The sequence below is a fragment of the Porphyromonas endodontalis genome (genome assembly GCF_052173515.1).
Taxonomy (GTDB): Bacteria; Bacteroidota; Bacteroidia; order Bacteroidales; family Porphyromonadaceae; genus Porphyromonas; species Porphyromonas endodontalis_A.
In genome coordinates, this window is sequence record NZ_JBQMYL010000001.1 from 26,467 (window position 1) to 43,998 (window position 17,532).

Consider the following 17,532-nt stretch of genomic DNA (forward strand, 5'->3'; position numbering starts at 1 on the left):
TACCTTAATCAGATATTTTTGGTTACGCTCACTGACAGGCAGAAGTCGTCGAATTCGAGCTCTACGGCATCACTTACCGTATCGCTGAGAAGGATGCTTTCTGCTTGCACCTGGCGGGCGATGTAGTCGTGATGATGCTGAAGCACAGGATCCATTTTGCTCCCTGCGAGCACAATGATATCGATGTGATCATTCACTTCAAAGCCTGCCTGCTTGCGTACATTTTGTATACGGTTGACAAACTCACGCGCCAATCCTTCTTCGATGAGTTGCTCTGTGAGCGTAACATCTAGGGCAACGGTACGCGTGCCTTCGGTTGCAACGAGCCATCCCGGGATGTCTTCTACGATGATGTCTACGTCGCTACGCTCTAGTCGTACAGCTGTATCTGCAACGGTCAGTTCTAAGAATCCGTCACGATCTAAAGCTGCAATTTCCGAGGCTTGTAGGTCGGCAATAGTTTGAGCCAAGGGCTTCATGATCTTGCCGTAGCGAGGACCGAGCTTTTTGAAGTCGGGCTTGATACGTCGGCTCCAGATGCTCTCGGAGGCATCTACATAGCTTATATCCTTTACATTGACTTCAGAAAGGAGAAGGGAGCGAATGGCCTCTATCTGAGCCTTTTCTTCCTCATTGGAGATCGGAAGCATAATCAAACTGAGAGGTTGGCGCACCTTTATATTAACCTTTCGGCGGAGTGCGAGCACCATAGACGATAGCTCTTGAGCTATTTGCATCCTTTCTTCCAATTGCTGATCGATAAGCTCAGGACGGCTTTCGGGGAAGTCTGCAAGGTGTACAGAACGTCCGTCTCCTACAAGATCGCGATAGAGGTGATCTGCATAGAATGGAGCGATGGGAGCGATGAGCCTTGCAATGGTCGTAAGGCACTCATAAAGCGTTTGGTAGGCACTGAGTTTGTCTTGAGACATCTCGCCAGCCCAGAAGCGTTTGCGTGATAGACGTACGTACCAGTTGCTTAGGTTTATGGAGACAAAATCGTCAATAGCTCTGCCCGCTTTGGTGGGTTCATAGTTAGCAAGATGCTGGTCAACCTCGGCAACGAGACTGTGCAACAGCGAACGAATCCAACGATCGATCTCGGGTCTCTCGCTGTCCGACAGGGGTTGTTCACTTGCTATAAAGCCATCGAGGTTAGCATAGAGGGCGAAAAATTGGTATGTGTTGTACAGGGTGCCAAAGAACTTGCGGCTTACCTCCTTGATTCCCTCGGGATCGAACTTGATGTTATCCCACGGGGAAGCATTGGTAATCATATACCAGCGGAGGGGGTCTGATCCGTATTGCTCAATGGTGGCAAAGGGGTCTACAGCATTGCCTAGACGTTTGCTCATCTTGTTTCCGTTCTTATCGAGAACCAATCCATTGGCCAATACGTTTTTGAAGGCAACGCTACCACGCACCATAGTGGAGATCGCATGGAGTGTGAAGAACCAACCTCGAGTTTGGTCAATCCCTTCGGCAATGAAGTCGGCAGGGAATAGTTCGCCACTTTCTATCTCCTCTTTATGCTCAAAGGGATAGTGTACCTGAGCATAGGGCATAGCCCCCGAGTCAAACCAAACGTCGATGAGATCCTGTTCGCGCGTCATCACCTTACCAGAGGGAGAGACGAGCTTGATCTCGTCTACCACGGGGCGGTGAAGGTCGATTTTTTCGTAGTTTTCGTCGCTATAATCGCCTGGAGTAAAGCCCTTGAAAGGATTGCTTTTCATCACTCCCGCAGCAATAGACTCTTCTATGGCTTGGTAGAGCTCTTCTACAGATGCGATACAACGCTCTTCGGTGCCATCTTCACTTCTCCAAATGTTGAGAGGCGTACCCCAGAATCGACTACGCGAGAGGTTCCAATCTTGTAGGTTCTCAAGCCACTTGCCAAAGCGACCCGAACCGGTGCTCTCAGGCTTCCAATTGATGGTATTGTTGAGAGCGATCATCTGTTCGCGGCAGGCTGTAGTGCGAATGAACCAGCTATCGAGAGGATAGTAGAGAATAGGCTTATCAGTACGCCAGCAGTGGGGGTAGTTATGGGTATGCTTCTCAATGCGGAATGCTTTATTCTCCATCTTAAGCATGACACAGATGTCTATGTCGAGGCTCTCTTTATCGTCAATGGATTTGGGAGAGTAGGCGTTTTTTACATATCGCCCGGCATACACATCGTAGAGGGGGAGGTCTATTCTAGAGGCGACAAACTCCTTAGAGAGGTGCTCTATCTTATAGAATCTTCCCTTGAGGTCTACCATGGGACGCTCTTGCCCATCGCGGTCAATAAGTACCAATGATGGGATGTTATTTTGCTGTGCTACTCGGCGGTCGTCTGCACCAAATGTAGGGGCAATATGAACGATGCCGGTACCATCTTCTGTAGTTACAAAGTCTCCCGTAATTACGCGGAAGGCTCCTTCGTCGGGTTTAACCCAGGGGATGAGTTGCTCGTATTGTAGCTCGGCAAGCTCGTTTCCTTTGTAGTGACCTACTATGCGCCAAGGGAGTTTCTTTACCTCTTTTGGAGCAACTTCGGGTAGCTCTTCGACCTGATTTTTGGGATCGAAATAGGCCTCTACACGGGGGGCACCCATGATGATGGTTTGCTTGAGAGAAGTGTAGGGGTTAAAGGTCTCAATGGCTACGTACTCAATGTTGGGGCCCACACAGAGGGCGGTGTTGGAGGGAAGAGTCCAGGGAGTGGTAGTCCAAGCCAAGAAGTAGGCGTCGCCCCAGTTGCTCCATTCTTTCTTAGGATTTAAGACTTTGAATTGAGCCGTGCAGACTGTGTCTTTTACGTCGCGATAGCACCCGGGTTGGTTCAACTCGTGCGTACTAAGCCCTGTACCGGCAGCCGGGGAGTAGGGTTGGATGGTGTATCCTTTGTAGAGAAAACCCTTCTTATGAAGGTCTGCAAGAAGCCACCAAAGCGTCTCAATATACTTATTTTTATAGGTAATATAGGGGTGATCCATATCTACCCAGTAGCCCATCTTTTTGGTAAGTTGCTCCCACTCTGCGGTATATTTCATTACCTCGCGACGGCAGGTTGCGTTGTATTCGGCCACACTAATGGTTTTGCCGATACTGTCTTTGGTAATACCTAGGAGCTTCTCCACGCCGAGCTCTACGGGTAGACCATGTGTATCCCATCCTGCACGGCGGTCTACACGATACCCTTTCATGGTTTTATAGCGACAGAAAATATCCTTGAGAGAACGAGCTATTACGTGGTGAATACCGGGCATGCCGTTGGCAGATGGAGGCCCTTCGTAAAAAATAAACGAAGGAGCATCAGTGCGTTGACGAAGGCTCTCGGCAAAGAGGTTTTCCTCTTCCCACTTAGCTAGAATCTCTTTGTTGATGCCCGAGAAGTCGGGCTGTGTATATTCTCTGAACTTCTTTTTCATTGTCTTCTCTTCTTGCTATTTACAGCTATAGAACAAAGGTAATAATATTATAGTGACTAATGCACGTATCGGATAGGGAGAAGTTGCTGCTAAATGTCGTATTCTGTTGCCTTTCTCGGAGAGGTAGGGTAAAAGCGGGAATCTATCGGTGTGGGAGACAATACCTCCCTCGCTAGGGAAGAAAAAGAGAGAGCAGCACAGCTAGTAGTAAGAAAGATGTATATTTGCCGATGCGAAAGAGGGGCGATTGCAATCTTTTTCCCCTTTTGGTTTGTTCTTTCTATGGTGAATCTTTCTCCGCTATTAGAATGAAACTAGAAAACAGATTAGCAGCCAACCGGAAACATAATATGCGTATCACACGAACTTTTTTTTGCTCCATTTTGCTGACCTCTTCCCTCCTGTTTGTGAGTTGTGGGCGCAAAAGCAAAGAAAAACTCTATCAAGAGTTATTGCAAGAGACTGCGCAATTGCAGGCGGAAGGGAACCTGGCTAGTGAAGAGTCTCTCGCCTCTGTCATAGGCCGTCTTGACCTATTTATTACGGAGCATCCTAAGAATGCTCATGTGGAGGAGTTGCGCCAAAAACGTAGCGCTTTGGCGGATCAGCGCGATAGATGCAGGCTCTTTCATATTCGTAATCAATACGAACTAATCACTTCCGATATTGGGCATCCCCTTCGGGAGATCCTCGAAAATACTCAGCAACTATTGCTGCTACTAAGGAGTTCGGAAGTACAATATCTGCTCAATAAGTACCCCAATGCTAAGGAGTATGAGCCGGATCTCTTGGAGTTTCGAGACGAGATACAAGCCATTGATGCCATGGCAACAGGTAGCTATTCTTCCCTCAAAGAGTTTAATGAAGAGGTAGAAGCTCGGCAGTCTCACTTTGAGCAGTCGCGATTCAGTAGCATACCCACACTGTGGGAAAAGCATACCGATGCTAAACGCAAGAAGCTGATTAATATGGAGATAGAGCGTGCAATAGATTCGATTATGCCGGCTTTGGAGCATGAGGCTTCTGTGCGTACTACCTACAATCATAAGCACTACAAGGTAAAGAGCATAGAGCTTATCTCAAAGACCACTCCCACGTGGGTTTCCTCTCCTGTCGGGATGATATGTGAGGCCACGTTTCGTGTAAATATGGTGGGAGCTTGGTTTGGTATTGATCGGGGTACAGCCAAGGTTTCTGTTAAGGGAGGAGTCTTCCAAACGGATAGTATGGGGTCTATTGCTTATCGCATACTAGACCATTCGGAGCTAGAAACTACAGGTGATTTATAAAAACTTTCTGCCCTAAAGTGCACTCCATTTCTACCCTAAAATTCTATCTTTTTTGGGTGGAAATGGACTCCTATATTGCCTAGAAACTTTTTCGAAATAGGCCTACCATCTCTTTTTTTGTACCTTTGAAGCATGAATGAGTGTATCTATTCTGCTTACCACAGGACCCTCTCTCCGAGGGTTTCTTCACCTATAATCCTCTCGATTTTATGCTAGTTGCCTTTCTAATTAAAACGTTGCAATTGATGTTCTCACTGAGCATTTTGGTTGTCTTTCACGAGCTGGGGCACTTCTTAGCGGCACGTCTCTTTGGGGTACGAGTGGAGCGATTCTTCCTCTTTTTCGACTGGGGGAGGGCGCTCTTTAAGTACCGATCGAAGCGTAGTGGCACCGTCTATGGCATAGGCTGGCTCCCCTTTGGGGGCTATTGCTCTATGGCCGGTATGGTGGACGAGCGTTTCCTAGAGTTAGATGAGAAATCTACGCCTCAACCCTACGAATTTAGAGCGAAACCGGCTTGGCAACGGCTCATTATCATGATTGCGGGTATCCTGTTTAACCTGATTCTTGCCGTTGTTATCTATAGTGGTATTGCCCTCCATTGGGGAGATACCTCCTTATCGAGTGCCAATATTACAGCCGGGATGAGTTTTTCACCCGCGGCTCATAAGGCAGGATTCCAAGATAATGACATAATCCTTTCAGCCGATGGAAAGCCTCTTGATGCCCTTTCGAATAACTTTATTCGAGATGTGATTACCGCAAAAAAAGTGGTAGTGCAGCGAGAGGGCGTAGAGAAAACTATTGTAATGCCTGGTGATATGATGCAGCAGGTGATGGCTGAGGGGGTTGGCTTTATGGGCATTCAGATCCCTTTTATCGTAGACAGCGTACTCCCCAATACTGCTGCAGCAAGAGTGGGTATGCAGGCAGGGGATATCCTCTTGCAGGTAGATAGCCTCCCGATTGTGGATGCAACGGATGCCCAGCTTATCTTTAGAGAGCAACGCAATCAGGTGCATTCGTTGCAATTACTCCGAGCCGGAGATACCCTTACGGCTACGCTCCAACCCGATACCGCAGGGCGCATTGGCGTACAACTCCTTGCGGATATAAACGAGATATATCCTACCGAGGAGATACGATACTCCCTGTTGCAGAGTGTGCCGGCAGGTTGCTCTCGAGCTATCACCACGCTCAAAGGGTATGTAGGCGACATGAAATATGTTTTTACCAAGGAAGGGGCCCAGCAGATGGGAGGCTTTATATCCATAGGGAAACTATTTGACAACCTTTTCGATCCCTATCGCTTTTGGAGTATTACAGCCCTTCTTTCGGTCATTCTTGCCTTTATGAATTTCCTTCCCATCCCGATGCTGGATGGTGGGTATATTCTCTTCACGCTTTGGGAGATTATTACTCGTAGAAGGGTGAGTGATAAGACGATACTCAAAGCCAACAAGATAGGTTTTGTATTGCTTCTTGCTCTTTTGCTTTATGCTAATGGCAACGACTTCTTCCGCACTCTCTTTCACTTCTAGTCCCCTATGGCTCTACTAAAAACCTATCCTCGAGCCTTTGAAGAAAAGGTCGGGTTCGACCAAGTGCGTGAGCTACTGAAGAAAAAAACATGTAGCTCGATGGGGAAGGAGGAGATTGATGCCCTCCGTGCAGAGGATGATTCTACCCTTATTTTGCAGCGGTTGGAGCGCGTAAAGGAGTTGCTTCTCATACTACAAGAGGGGCGAGACTTTCCCTCTCTTTCGCTCGAAGACCTTCGGAGCTCCCTCGATGGGATACGCCCTGAGGGTACTTATCTGAGTGAAGATCGCCTGCCGCATCTCTTGCAAGCCATTCGCACGATGGAGCATCTCTATCGTTTTTTGGGCTATCAGCAAGCGAAAGACTCCGAGAGTCAAGAACCGCCTCGCTATCCTGCACTTTTGCAACTGCTCCCCGAGGGGCTTTTGCTCCCTCATATCGCTCAGCGGATTGATAGCCTGCTCGATCGCTTTGGCCGAATACAAGACTCAGCCTCTCCGGAGCTGCGAGCTATCCGCACGGAGCGTTCGTCTGTAGAGCGTAGCATGGCACGGCAGATTCGCTCTCTATTGGCACAGGCAATACGTGAGGGCTGGGCAGACGAAGAGGCTCGCCCTTCTCTGAGAGATGGGCATCCCGTAATCCCTGTGAATCCAAGCTATAAGCGGAATATCCCCGGGATTGTACATGACGAGTCGAGTAGTGGGAAGACGGTCTTTATAGAGCCTATTGAGATTGTCGAGTCGAACAATCGAATGCGAGAGCTAGACGCAGCCGAGCGCAGGGAGATTATCCGTATCCTGATACTCCTTGCCGATGATGTGCGCCCCCATATCCCCTCTCTATTTGCCATGTACCGCTTGGTGGGGGTGTTCGATGCTCTCTTTGCTATCGCCCGTTTCTCTCAAGAGGAGCGAGCCATTGTTCCCGTTATAGAACCACGCCCCTACCTAGATTGGAAAGAGGCGCGGCATCCGCTTCTCCGTCTTACTCTACAAGCCGAGCAACGAGAGTTGGTACCTATTGATTTGGCACTCAAGGCTCCGAATGCGCGTATTTTGCTCATTTCGGGACCCAACGCCGGGGGAAAATCGGTATGTCTCAAGACCTGTGCTTTACTACAATATATGCTGCAAATGGGGATGCCTATCCCGGTACATCCTGACTCTACAGCCGGTCTTTTTTCTTCTCTTGCCATCAATATTGGCGACGATCAGAGCATCGAAGACGACCTTAGTACGTATAGTTCGCATCTTGTGAGCATGCGTCACTTTTGCAGGATCGCTTCCCCGCGTTCCCTTTTGCTCATAGACGAGTTCGGAGCCGGTACAGAACCTGAGTTGGGTGGAGCTATTGCCGAAGCTCTTTTGGCGGAGTTTAATGCACACAAGTCGTTTGCTCTTATTACTACACACTACCGCAACCTCAAACAATACGCCTCTTGCCACCAAGGCATTATCAATGGAGCTATGTTGTACGACCGAGGGGCTATGCGTCCTCTTTTCCGCCTGTCGATTGGTCAGCCCGGTAGCTCCTTTGCTATTGAGATTGCTAAGAAATCGGGCTTACCCAAAGGGGTGTTGGAGATGGCGGAGAGCCTGGTAGGGAAAGAAATGCTCGATACGGATAAGTACGTACAAGAGATTGCTCGAGATAAACGCTATTGGGAGAAGAAGCGCGACAATATACGCCGCCAAGAGAGGCAGCTTGAGGAGGAGATAGAAAAGTATAGCTCCGCTCTTGCCAAGTTGCACTCCTCACGCAAAGAGGTGCTGGCTCAAGCCCAAGACGAAGCGCAACGCCTACTCAAGGAGAGCAACGCCCGTATTGAGCGCACCATTCGAGAAATTAAAGAGAGTAATGCCGAGCGCGAAAAAACGCTCCTAGCACGGCAAGAATTGCAGCAATTCGCCCAAGAGACAACTCTCGCTCATGGCGAAGCGGCTCAATCGGAGGCTAGTCAGGCCATTGATAGAGAGTGGCAACGTATAGAGAATAGGCGTAAACGAAAAGAAGAGAAGCGCCGCAAAGCCTCCGACGAAGCCGCCCAGACTTCTCCCAAAACGCCCAAGCCTCTACCCTTAGAAGAGGGATGTAAGGTGCGGATCGTATCACAAAACGGTATAGAGGGCACTCTATTAGAGCTTCGTGGGCGTCAGGCTCTCGTCGCTCTCGGGGGAACTATGCAAACAATGATCGATGTAAGTAAGTTGGAGCGAGTGGCGGGGAATACACCCAAAACATCGGCTCTCACCGAGCGCACCTCTAGTAATATAACCGAGCATATCCACGAGAAGAAAACAAACTTCCGAGAAGAACTTGATGTGCGGGGGATGCGTGCATTAGACGCCCTACAAGCTGTGGAGTACTACCTCGATGAGGCAATACAAGTAGGGTGTCATCGGGTACGTATTCTGCATGGGACGGGCACCGGAGCCCTACGCCAGAGCATTCGTCAGATGCTTCCCACGCGTCCCTATGTGCTCCGATTCTACGACGAAGATGTACGCTTCGGAGGAGCCGGTATAACAATAGTGGAACTATAACGAAAAACAGATGAGTAGAGAAGAAGAGAGACTCCACAAACTCGAAAACGCTCCCATACCGCGCCTCCTATTCACTTACGCTCTCCCCTCGGTGATAGGAGCGGTAGTCAATGCTCTCTACAACATAGTAGACCGCATCTTCATAGGGCAGGGAGCCGGAGATGATGCTCTAGCCGGTATGGCAATAACGTTGCCCATTCTTCTCTTCTTGGTGGCTTTTGGCATGCTGGTAGGGAGTGGGGCAGCTGTGCGCGTCTCTATCTATCTAGGGCGAAACGACCATAAGACGGCAGAGCGTCTTTTGAGTAATGCCATTATGCTCACGCTCCTTTTCAATGTGACTATATGCTCCATGGTTCTGCTTTTTATGGATCCTCTGTTGCATCTCTTTGGGGCTAACGACATAATTATTCCCTACGCCAAGGAGTATCTCTATATTGTAGTCCCTGCCAATATTGTATCAGACCTTTGTTTCAGTTACAATGCCATCATGCGAGCATCCGGCTATCCCCATAAAGCCATGATTTCGATGCTCCTTGGGGCTGTGCTCAATTGTATCCTAGACCCCATCTTTATTTTTGGTTTTGGTTGGGGAATAAAGGGAGCGGCTTGGGCTACTGTTATTTCGGAGATTGTGGCTGCGATGTTTGTTATGAGTCACTTCTTCAATCGGCGTCATACGCTCCACTTCTCTCGTTCTTGGAGCGACTATCGTCCGGACTTTAAGATGATGTTGGCGATTGTTTCTATCGGCATTGCTCCCTTCGTTATGATGATTGTCAATAGTCTTATCAACATCATCATGAATCGGAGTTTTGTGTACTATGCCGCCTCTACTGCAGAAGCTAATATCTCCATAGCTGCCTATGGAATTATCCTTAGTATTGCTCAGTTGTTCATCCAATTTATGGTGGGGGTCTCTATGGGGATGCAGCCGATTGTCGGGTTCAACCTGGGGGCAGGTAAGATACGCCGCTCCATAGATACGTATAAGTTAGCCGCCTTGCTGAATGTTTCTGTTGCGGCTACTGGTTTTGCAATGGCCCTATTTACTCCCAGTTTAATTGTACAGGCTTTCTCTAGAGAAGGGGATGGTGCCCTTGTTACTTTTACAACCCAGGCTCTGGGGATCGCCATGATGGCATTCCCTATTATTGGCGTACAAATCACGAGTGTGCAGTTTTTCCAGAGTTTAGGCAAGAGTGGTAAATCGATGTTTTTGAGCCTCACCCGTCAGGTCGTTTACCTTATCCCCTGCCTTCTTATCTTCCCCACTTTTATGGGGATCAAAGGGATTTGGGTCTCCATGCCTATAGCAGATACTTTGGCCGGCATTACGAGTATTCTGATGGTGCTATACCAGATCCCTCGTTTGCTGAGGCGGTATGCCCACGAGCCGGACGGGGCAAAAGAAAAGGTGCTAAAGGGGTGATTCTCCTCAATAGCACCTTATATGTACTCTCTCTCTTCGGGAGAGAATGTTTTTGCGGATAACGGCTTTAGCCCATTACCTTGTCATATTCTTCGCTGAGAGATTGCATGATCTCGGCCACCGTTCGGATGGATGAAATCTGAGCGGTTACCTGTCCAATTTCCGGTTCTCCCTCAGCTAGGTCTCCCTCGAAGATCCCCTTTTTGGCGCGACCCTTACCTAGTAGTTCCTGCATTTCTTCGGCACTTGCTCCACGATCTTCTGCGGCTACTACCTGCTCCCAAAAGCCCTTTTTTAGCAATCGAGTTGGGGCAAGCTTTTTGAGTACTAAGGCGGTGTCTCCCTCACCTGCAGCGCAGCAAGCTTGCTTGAATTCGGGGTGTGCCGAGCTCTCTTCGCTTAGAGCAAAAAGGGTACCAATCTGTACTCCCTCCGCCCCTAGGCACTGAGCTGCTGCAATGGCACGTCCTGAGGCAATACCACCCGCGGCCACGACGGGAATTGTCACAGCGTCTACAACGGAGGGGATAAGGCACATCGTGGTTGTTTCCTCTCTACCATTGTGACCGCCGGCCTCGAAACCTTCTGCTACGATGGCGTCTACTCCTGCTGCTTCTGCCTTTTGAGCAAATTTGGCACTACTAACAACGTGCAGTACTTTGCATCCTGCTTCGTGCAGTTTGCCCGTCCAAGTCTTGGGATTCCCGGCAGAAGTTACCACAATGGGCACCTTCTCATCCATAATTATCTGCATCATCTTGTCCATTTCCGGGTAGAGGAGCGGTACATTTACGCCAAAGGGACGTGTTGTCGCTTGCTTGCACTTTTGGATATGCTCAAGGAGAGTCTCGGGGTGCATGGAGCCGGCTCCGATGAGTCCAAGCCCTCCGGCATTACTTACCGCAGCTGCCAAACGCCAACCGCTACACCAAACCATTCCTCCCGATATGATAGGTTTCTCTATTCCGAGGAGCGAGGTGAGTCTATTTGTCTTTGTCATTATAACCAGTTTTCTATAGGATTTAATCTGTCAATTGTGGCTGCAAACTTACGTCTTTCTCGTTGATTACAGCTAATCTCATGGAAGATTCTTTACCACTGGGAGGATCTGTCAAATTTGTATCCCAAAGTGGAAATTTTTCTGTTGACTAGCAAAAAAAGCAAAAGGATGCAGGCGGACAAGTTAAATATGGGCTGTTATACAATAGATTCGGAGTATTTGCTGCTATTGAAGAAGTAGGTAACCTCGTAGAGGCTGAAGAAGATGCTTAGAAATCACCATGTTATCTGTGTGTTTTCAAGTTGTAAGAAGATTGCTTAGATATATTTCTATTTGTAAGGAAAATGTTTATACAAGAAAAAGAGTGATTGGATTTTGCCTTTCTCAGATTATTTCATAACTTTAGCCCCAAATTCAAGAGAGTAGTTGGGAAGCGCAGACGGATTCATCGTTGTAGGTTCCGCTAACTTTTTGATACAAAGGTTTATATACTGTAACTAGGTGTTCTTTGCTTATGAAAAAAACATTACTAATGATGCTTGCACTGCTTTCCATAGCTCTGACGGGTATGGCTCAAACAACAGCAGTGATTAACTTCTCCTCCACAGAAGGGGGAGCTGTGTCTGCCAGCACACTTGACTATCAAGAGGTCAAGTCTGGCGATGTTCTAGCTGTGGGTACGGAGATTTCACTTCGGGTTAATCTTACTAACTATGAGACGCACTATATCAAAGGATGGAGTGTCAACGGAGACGAGAAGTTTCCATACCTAGAGGAAATTAAGTATACGATACAGAGCGGGGAGAACAATCTACAAGCACAGGTTGCTCCGCTTCCTGCAGAGGGCTTTAAGGTTACGTTCAAAGCCGGCCCCGGTGGTAAGATTACAAAGTCCGAACGTATGGATGCCGATTATAATTGGCTTCCTTTTGAGAGTGGAGATATACTGCCCACACGCAAGAGTGTCCATATTGTTTCGGAGGCTGACCCTGGTTATGCTGTAGAACAATGGATGATTAATGGTAGGCCACAAAGTTCTTCTGCAGAATTGTGGACGTTTACGAGTACTCCCCTAGACATAGAGGTTACTTTTAAGGAGATTAAATACTACAAGGTCAACTTCTCAACGGATGAGAATGGTCGTATACAGGCTTCCTACCCTAAGAACGGTTGGGATGCTGAGATTACTACGGGAGAAGAGTTGCCCGAAGGGACGCAGGTGACTTTCTTTGTTACTCCCAATGAGGGCTATAAGGTTGATAAGTGGATTGTCAATGGGGTAGAGGAAGAACCTAATCTCTATATGCCACAGAGACTCCAAAAGATCCTCACTGAAGATCTCACTGTACAAGCTGTTCTTAAGAAACGTCCTCCCAAGCACCAGATCACACTAGAGAAGGGACAAGGTGGTAGTATAACAGCAACCTTCGTAGACCCCGAAGATGGATATAATGTTTCATTTGATTGGCAAAGGGATATTCAAGAGGGGGCAGAGCTTACTGTGCGCGCTACGCCTGCTCCTGACTATATGGTTGATAAGTGGTACTACAACAATCAGGAGGTACAACCCTCTGCGGAGGATCCCAATCTATATCTCTTTACAGTGAGAGAATCGGCATTGATATATGTCACTTTCAAGCCCGGAAAGTCTGGTTACCAAGTCAACTATGCAGCGGAGGAACACGGCTCTATCGAAAAGGCTGAGGTCTATCTACCATCTGGTATCACCCCATTTGAATCGGGGCAAACGATACCTGCAGGAGTAAGTATCATCATAACAGCAAAGCCAGACAAGGGTTACGAAGTAGACCAGTGGTATATCAATGATGAGCCCCAGCAGTTCTATGCCGGTAAGACAGAACTAGAGACCAAGGTAGAGAGTATTATGAATATCCGTGTCACCTTTAAGAAGGGGGCAGCTGTTGAGTATCCAGTAACTTGGTCGATAGAGCCGATAGAGGGTGGTATTATGTTTATTAAGTACAAAAAGAATCCAGAGGATACTGAATTTACCTTCCCCAAGAGTGGAGATCGTATCCCAGAGGGAACGGAGATTTCAGTTTGGATTAACCCAGGAACGAACGAAGTTAAGGAGTGGTTCATTAACAACGTCCTAAGGGAGGATCTTGCCGGTGTTAAGGAGACTACACTCTTCATTGAAGGAGAGACAAATATCAAGGTGATTTGTGTAGCTCCGGCTCCATCATCTTACAAGCTAACCTATACTGCCGGTGCCAATGGTTCTCTAGTGGCAAACAGAGAGAATGGCGAGACTATCGCCTCGGGATCTGATGTAGATACAGATACTAAGGTGCAACTCACAGCTACGCCTAACGATGGTTTTGAACTGGAGAAATGGGTTGTCAATGGCTCTACGCTATCAGACAAAGGTCTCACGATCGAGCTTACGATGGATAAGGATCAGACAGTAGAAGCAACCTTTATCAAGAAGGTTGTTGAGTACACACTATCCTATAGTATTAAACCCGAGACCCAAGGTAAGCTAATGGTAACCAATACTAAGACGCAAGAGGAGATCGCCTCTGGCTCTAAGGTAGCCGAGGGTACTGAGATAACTTGTCAAGTATCCGTGCCTGATGGGTCTAAATGGCAGTTAGATAAGTGGGTGATCAATGGTGCTGACTATACTGAAGGAGCTAAGAAGCTCTCTATCAACCTTACCGTGTCTAAGGACCTGCAGATTGAAGCAATCCTAGTGAAGAATAATGCTGTTGAGACACCCTCTAACGCTGACTATTTGGTGTTCATACAAGGAGGACAACTATATATCAATGGACTATCAGCTCCTACTCAAGCACTTCTATACAATACGCTCGGCGAACTTATTCTCGCTCGTCAGGTTGAGACCTCGCCTATCGCTATTGGCGATCTACCAGAGGGTATTTACTATGTACTTGTAGAAGGACACATATACAAGGTTATAAAGTAGTCTACACCCTTAGATAAAGAATCCTAATTCCCCATAGCAATACGCTTCAAGACGGATTGCTATGGGGGCTATTATTCGAATTAACTGATTAGTAACAAATAGAATCGAACAAAATGAAAAAAAACTTCTCATTTACCAGTAGATTATGGTACACATTGTGTCTCCTTATCTATTGCGGATTCCTTTCATCCTTATCGCTCTCAGCTCAGCAGCAGGGATGGAAGATTTCTTTGGCTCCTCCTGCTCTGGAGTCTCCCACGAATGTGACATCCAATAGCTTCACTGCTACTTGGAGTAATGTCAGTGTTCAGCAGAAGAATAGCGATGGAACTCCATGGAACGAGGTATTCTTCCGTTCCATCATCACTAGAGAGATTAAGGCTAAGCAGGATGGCGTCTATAAGATCGCTAATGCAACCATTAAGCCCAATCCTGATGGTACTAGAAAGCAAGTATCTTACGTGCAGACCCTCCTCAATGACCAACTCTCCCAACCGGACTGGAGTACGGCGTTGCTCTATTGGACTCCTAATGGGTTCTCTATCAATGCTAAGGATATGGAAGGATCCGGTTTGCCCGTTGATATGATTGGGGCTAATGCACGTCTTACATCTCCTATTATGGATCTCTCCAATGGAGACAGAAAGTACACAGTAGAGTTTACCGCAAAGGCACTACAGGCTAATGGACAATCTGTCAGGATGAAAATCTTTGGTTACGGAGAAGAGCTAAACTACAGCGGTGGTGTACCCGGTGTTAAGGACTTTACTCTCCCCAATGATGGTAAGACTCATAAGTTTAACTTCGACTTCCAAGGTGGTACTTGGTGCAACCGTATCGTTATTGAGATCAATGACTTTGCAGAGGTAGAATTCTCTGGAGAGCTTACTGTAAAGCAGCAGCTTAAGAAGGGTGAAACATCTTTCCGTAGTACCTACTACCTCATCATCCCATACCAAGAAGTGAAGTCTCATAGTGATAATCCTGAAGATATACCTTTGGGTCCTGAGCGTTATAAAGTGAAGTATTCGTATGACTTTACAAAGGAGAATAATGCTCCTGCCATTGACTCTCGTTGTTTAGATCTTAATGCAGCAAAGGCAGATGGTGAGCGCGTTGCCTATCGTATGTTGTACACCGATAATTCACCATCTTATGGAGATCGTCGTAACCTAAACAAGTCGATGTACTCTGCTCCATCCTTTTTTGACAATGTTGAAGAGGATAATAATTACCTCTATGTAGGATATTGTGGTTATGAGGCTCCTAACTACGAAGCTGTAGAGCCTTCAGGTCCATCTTGGGCAGGTTACCATGGTGGTGCTATCAAGATAACTAAGGAGTTGCTTAAGGATCATATTGGTAGCAAGGTAGTAGGTATTCGCTTTGCCTCTGCTGCTTGTTTGCAAGATAATCAGGTTAATGACAATCCTGGTTACTTCGATGTCACACTCCCTTGTATCTTCCTTGCTAAGACAGTATTGACTCTTGATAGAACGGATATCAATAATCCCGTAGTTATTACTCCTTGGGATCCTATCGAGGTGACCTCTGTGGGCAAATTTAAGGATGGATGGAATAGTCTCTTCTTTACTAATCCCTATCTAATTACAGAGGAAAGCGAGTTCTTTGCAGGGGCTTACGCTTACGATGCTGCCGCTAAGGGTGGGATCCTCGTACGTAGCTACCTTACTCCCGGAGAAGACCCCAACTCTGCTTGGATTGCAACAAACTGGGGTACTTATACAATTGGTGAGGCTCAGTTCAATAGCAAGGTGAACAAGTGGGAAGGTCCTCTCTTGATGCAGATCATCGTTGAACCTAAGACTGTAGATCCCACAATCCAAAATCGTGGTGAGTTGCGTGGCCTAACAGTACCTGCATTCGCCTTCACAGATGAAGAGTTGAAGCCTACTGTATCTCTCTTCAACTCCGGTATCAAGGATATCACTACTATTAAGGTTGAGACAGAGTTAGGCGGTAAAAAGCAGGAACAAACTATAGAGTTAGACAAATACGTACCCTCTTCTTTGACACAATCTGTTGAGTTGCAAGCAATCAATCATGAAGGTATCTCTGGTAAGGTTAAGCTAACTGTCAAACTCCTTGAAGTAAATGGAGTCGCTCTCAAGACCCCTTCAACCCAAACAGCTGATCTAGAACTTCTCAGAAGAGACGAAGTTTTTGAGCGTACGACACTTGTAGAGGTCTTTACTTCTGAGGCTTGTCAGTATTGCCCCGCTGGTGTAAAATGGATGGAAGATCTTATCAACAAACCCGAAAACGAGAAGATCCGAAAGAATTTGGCTGTGGTATCTCATCACTCCTTCTTTGCTCCCGACTTTATGGAGCATCCCTATAGCAAGGGCTTGGCTCCATTCTATGGTGTGAGGAATGATAATGGTGATATAACTTTGGTAAGACCCAGCTCTCCGACCAATATGTTCAATCGTAAGCCTGTAGCTGCACTCGACGATGCAAGAGGCAAGAATGGCTCTGTCTGTGGTATCATAAAGAATCAAACAGAGCTAGAGAAGGTCGTAGACGATGCGAAGAGAAATCCTGCTTCTGTACGCCTAGAGGTGAAACCTTGGTTCAAGAAGGATGACAATAAACTCAACGTTATTGTAGAAGGACATGCTTCAGCTCGTCTGGATCGTTCACGCCCTGTATATCTAACGATCATGGTTACTCAAGATCAGATAGCACCCCGTGATCAGAAGTATAGTGCCTCTCCCATCCCAGGTTTTGTACACACCAATGTACTTAGATATGTGGATGATGCAGGATTCAAGGGTACTGAAGTGAAGTTTGAAGAGAATGGAGACTTCAAGATTGTCAAGGAGTTCCCCATCAATTCTACAAATGCTACGACAGGTAAGCTTGCAGAAAATGCAATCCTTCTAGAGGGTAGTAATAATACCCTAGAGGATGCCATGAAGCAGGCTAATGTAATTGCATTCCTACACTACTACCAAGAGCTTCCTACCAATGATAACGTAGAAAACAATGATATGCGACTCCTCGGTAATGAGGTTCTTAACGCCGCACAAAGGAGAGTTTCTTTCTCTAGCTTTGATGCTGTAGATATGATAGCTAATCAGAATGTTCACGTAACGGTACAAGACGGATCTATTGAGGTAAATGTACCTTATACCGATTTGAAGGTTTATGACATGGCTGGTCATATGATTTCAGCTACCGGTATACAAGAAGGTGTTTATCTAGTTCGCCTTGAGCTAACAGATGGTTCTGTGATCTTTACGAAGGTCATTGCTAAGTAGTCTCATTCCTATGCCCTTCATCTCTGAGTCCTTCTCACTATGGAAGAGCTGGGATGGAGGGCATGTTATA

At 47.0% G+C, this 17,532-nt stretch carries 8 protein-coding genes; 6 read left to right on the plus strand and 2 right to left on the minus strand.

Going from position 1 to position 17,532, the window contains the following annotated elements:
• Positions 1–8 precede the first annotated feature (8 nt).
• A complete protein-coding gene (gene ileS / locus ACTTHR_RS00140; protein WP_442604748.1) occupies positions 9–3,419 on the minus strand; it encodes an isoleucine--tRNA ligase in 3,411 nt (1,136 codons plus the stop codon).
• A 350-nt stretch (positions 3,420–3,769) separates the two neighbouring features.
• Between ileS and ACTTHR_RS00145 the strand changes: the two genes are divergently transcribed.
• The 4 genes from ACTTHR_RS00145 to ACTTHR_RS00160 all read left to right on the plus strand — a co-directional run bounded on the left by ACTTHR_RS00145 (position 3,770) and on the right by ACTTHR_RS00160 (position 10,228).
• On the plus strand, positions 3,770–4,708 hold the full coding sequence (locus ACTTHR_RS00145; RefSeq protein WP_442604749.1) for a hypothetical protein: 939 nt from the start codon (positions 3,770–3,772) through the stop codon (positions 4,706–4,708).
• 209 nt (positions 4,709–4,917) lie between these two features.
• Positions 4,918–6,249 carry an RIP metalloprotease RseP gene (gene rseP, locus ACTTHR_RS00150; protein WP_442604750.1) on the plus strand — a complete coding sequence of 444 codons (1,332 nt, stop codon included), beginning with the start codon at positions 4,918–4,920 and terminating at the stop codon, positions 6,247–6,249.
• Positions 6,250–6,255: 6 nt separating this feature from the next.
• The gene (locus ACTTHR_RS00155) at positions 6,256–8,796 is read left to right on the plus strand and encodes an endonuclease MutS2 (protein ID WP_442604751.1); all 2,541 of its coding nucleotides are present in this window, start codon (positions 6,256–6,258) and stop codon (positions 8,794–8,796) included.
• 10 nt (positions 8,797–8,806) lie between these two features.
• The gene (locus ACTTHR_RS00160) at positions 8,807–10,228 is read left to right on the plus strand and encodes an MATE family efflux transporter (protein ID WP_314824995.1); all 1,422 of its coding nucleotides are present in this window, start codon (positions 8,807–8,809) and stop codon (positions 10,226–10,228) included.
• Positions 10,229–10,295: 67 nt separating this feature from the next.
• Here the strand turns inward: ACTTHR_RS00160 and ACTTHR_RS00165 are convergent, their stop codons facing one another.
• Positions 10,296–11,228 (minus strand): NAD(P)H-dependent flavin oxidoreductase, encoded by a 933-nt coding sequence (locus ACTTHR_RS00165; protein WP_314824994.1) that lies wholly within the window; start codon positions 11,226–11,228, stop codon positions 10,296–10,298.
• 514 nt (positions 11,229–11,742) lie between these two features.
• On the opposite strand from ACTTHR_RS00165, the gene ACTTHR_RS00170 reads away from it, so the two are divergent.
• Positions 11,743–14,178 (plus strand): InlB B-repeat-containing protein, encoded by a 2,436-nt coding sequence (locus ACTTHR_RS00170; RefSeq protein ID WP_314824993.1) that lies wholly within the window; start codon positions 11,743–11,745, stop codon positions 14,176–14,178.
• 113 nt (positions 14,179–14,291) lie between these two features.
• On the plus strand, positions 14,292–17,462 hold the full coding sequence (locus ACTTHR_RS00175) for a hypothetical protein (RefSeq protein WP_314824992.1): 3,171 nt from the start codon (positions 14,292–14,294) through the stop codon (positions 17,460–17,462).
• Positions 17,463–17,532: the final 70 nt, after the last annotated feature.

Coding starts and splice junctions, on each gene's coding strand:
- ileS (WP_442604748.1), bottom strand. CDS start 3,419: ATGAAAAAGAAGTTCAGAGAATATACACAGCCCGACTTCTCGGGCATC.
- ACTTHR_RS00145 (WP_442604749.1), top strand. CDS start 3,770: ATGCGTATCACACGAACTTTTTTTTGCTCCATTTTGCTGACCTCTTCC.
- rseP (WP_442604750.1), top strand. CDS start 4,918: ATGCTAGTTGCCTTTCTAATTAAAACGTTGCAATTGATGTTCTCACTG.
- ACTTHR_RS00155 (WP_442604751.1), top strand. CDS start 6,256: ATGGCTCTACTAAAAACCTATCCTCGAGCCTTTGAAGAAAAGGTCGGG.
- ACTTHR_RS00160 (WP_314824995.1), top strand. CDS start 8,807: ATGAGTAGAGAAGAAGAGAGACTCCACAAACTCGAAAACGCTCCCATA.
- ACTTHR_RS00165 (WP_314824994.1), bottom strand. CDS start 11,228: ATGACAAAGACAAATAGACTCACCTCGCTCCTCGGAATAGAGAAACCT.
- ACTTHR_RS00170 (WP_314824993.1), top strand. CDS start 11,743: ATGAAAAAAACATTACTAATGATGCTTGCACTGCTTTCCATAGCTCTG.
- ACTTHR_RS00175 (WP_314824992.1), top strand. CDS start 14,292: ATGAAAAAAAACTTCTCATTTACCAGTAGATTATGGTACACATTGTGT.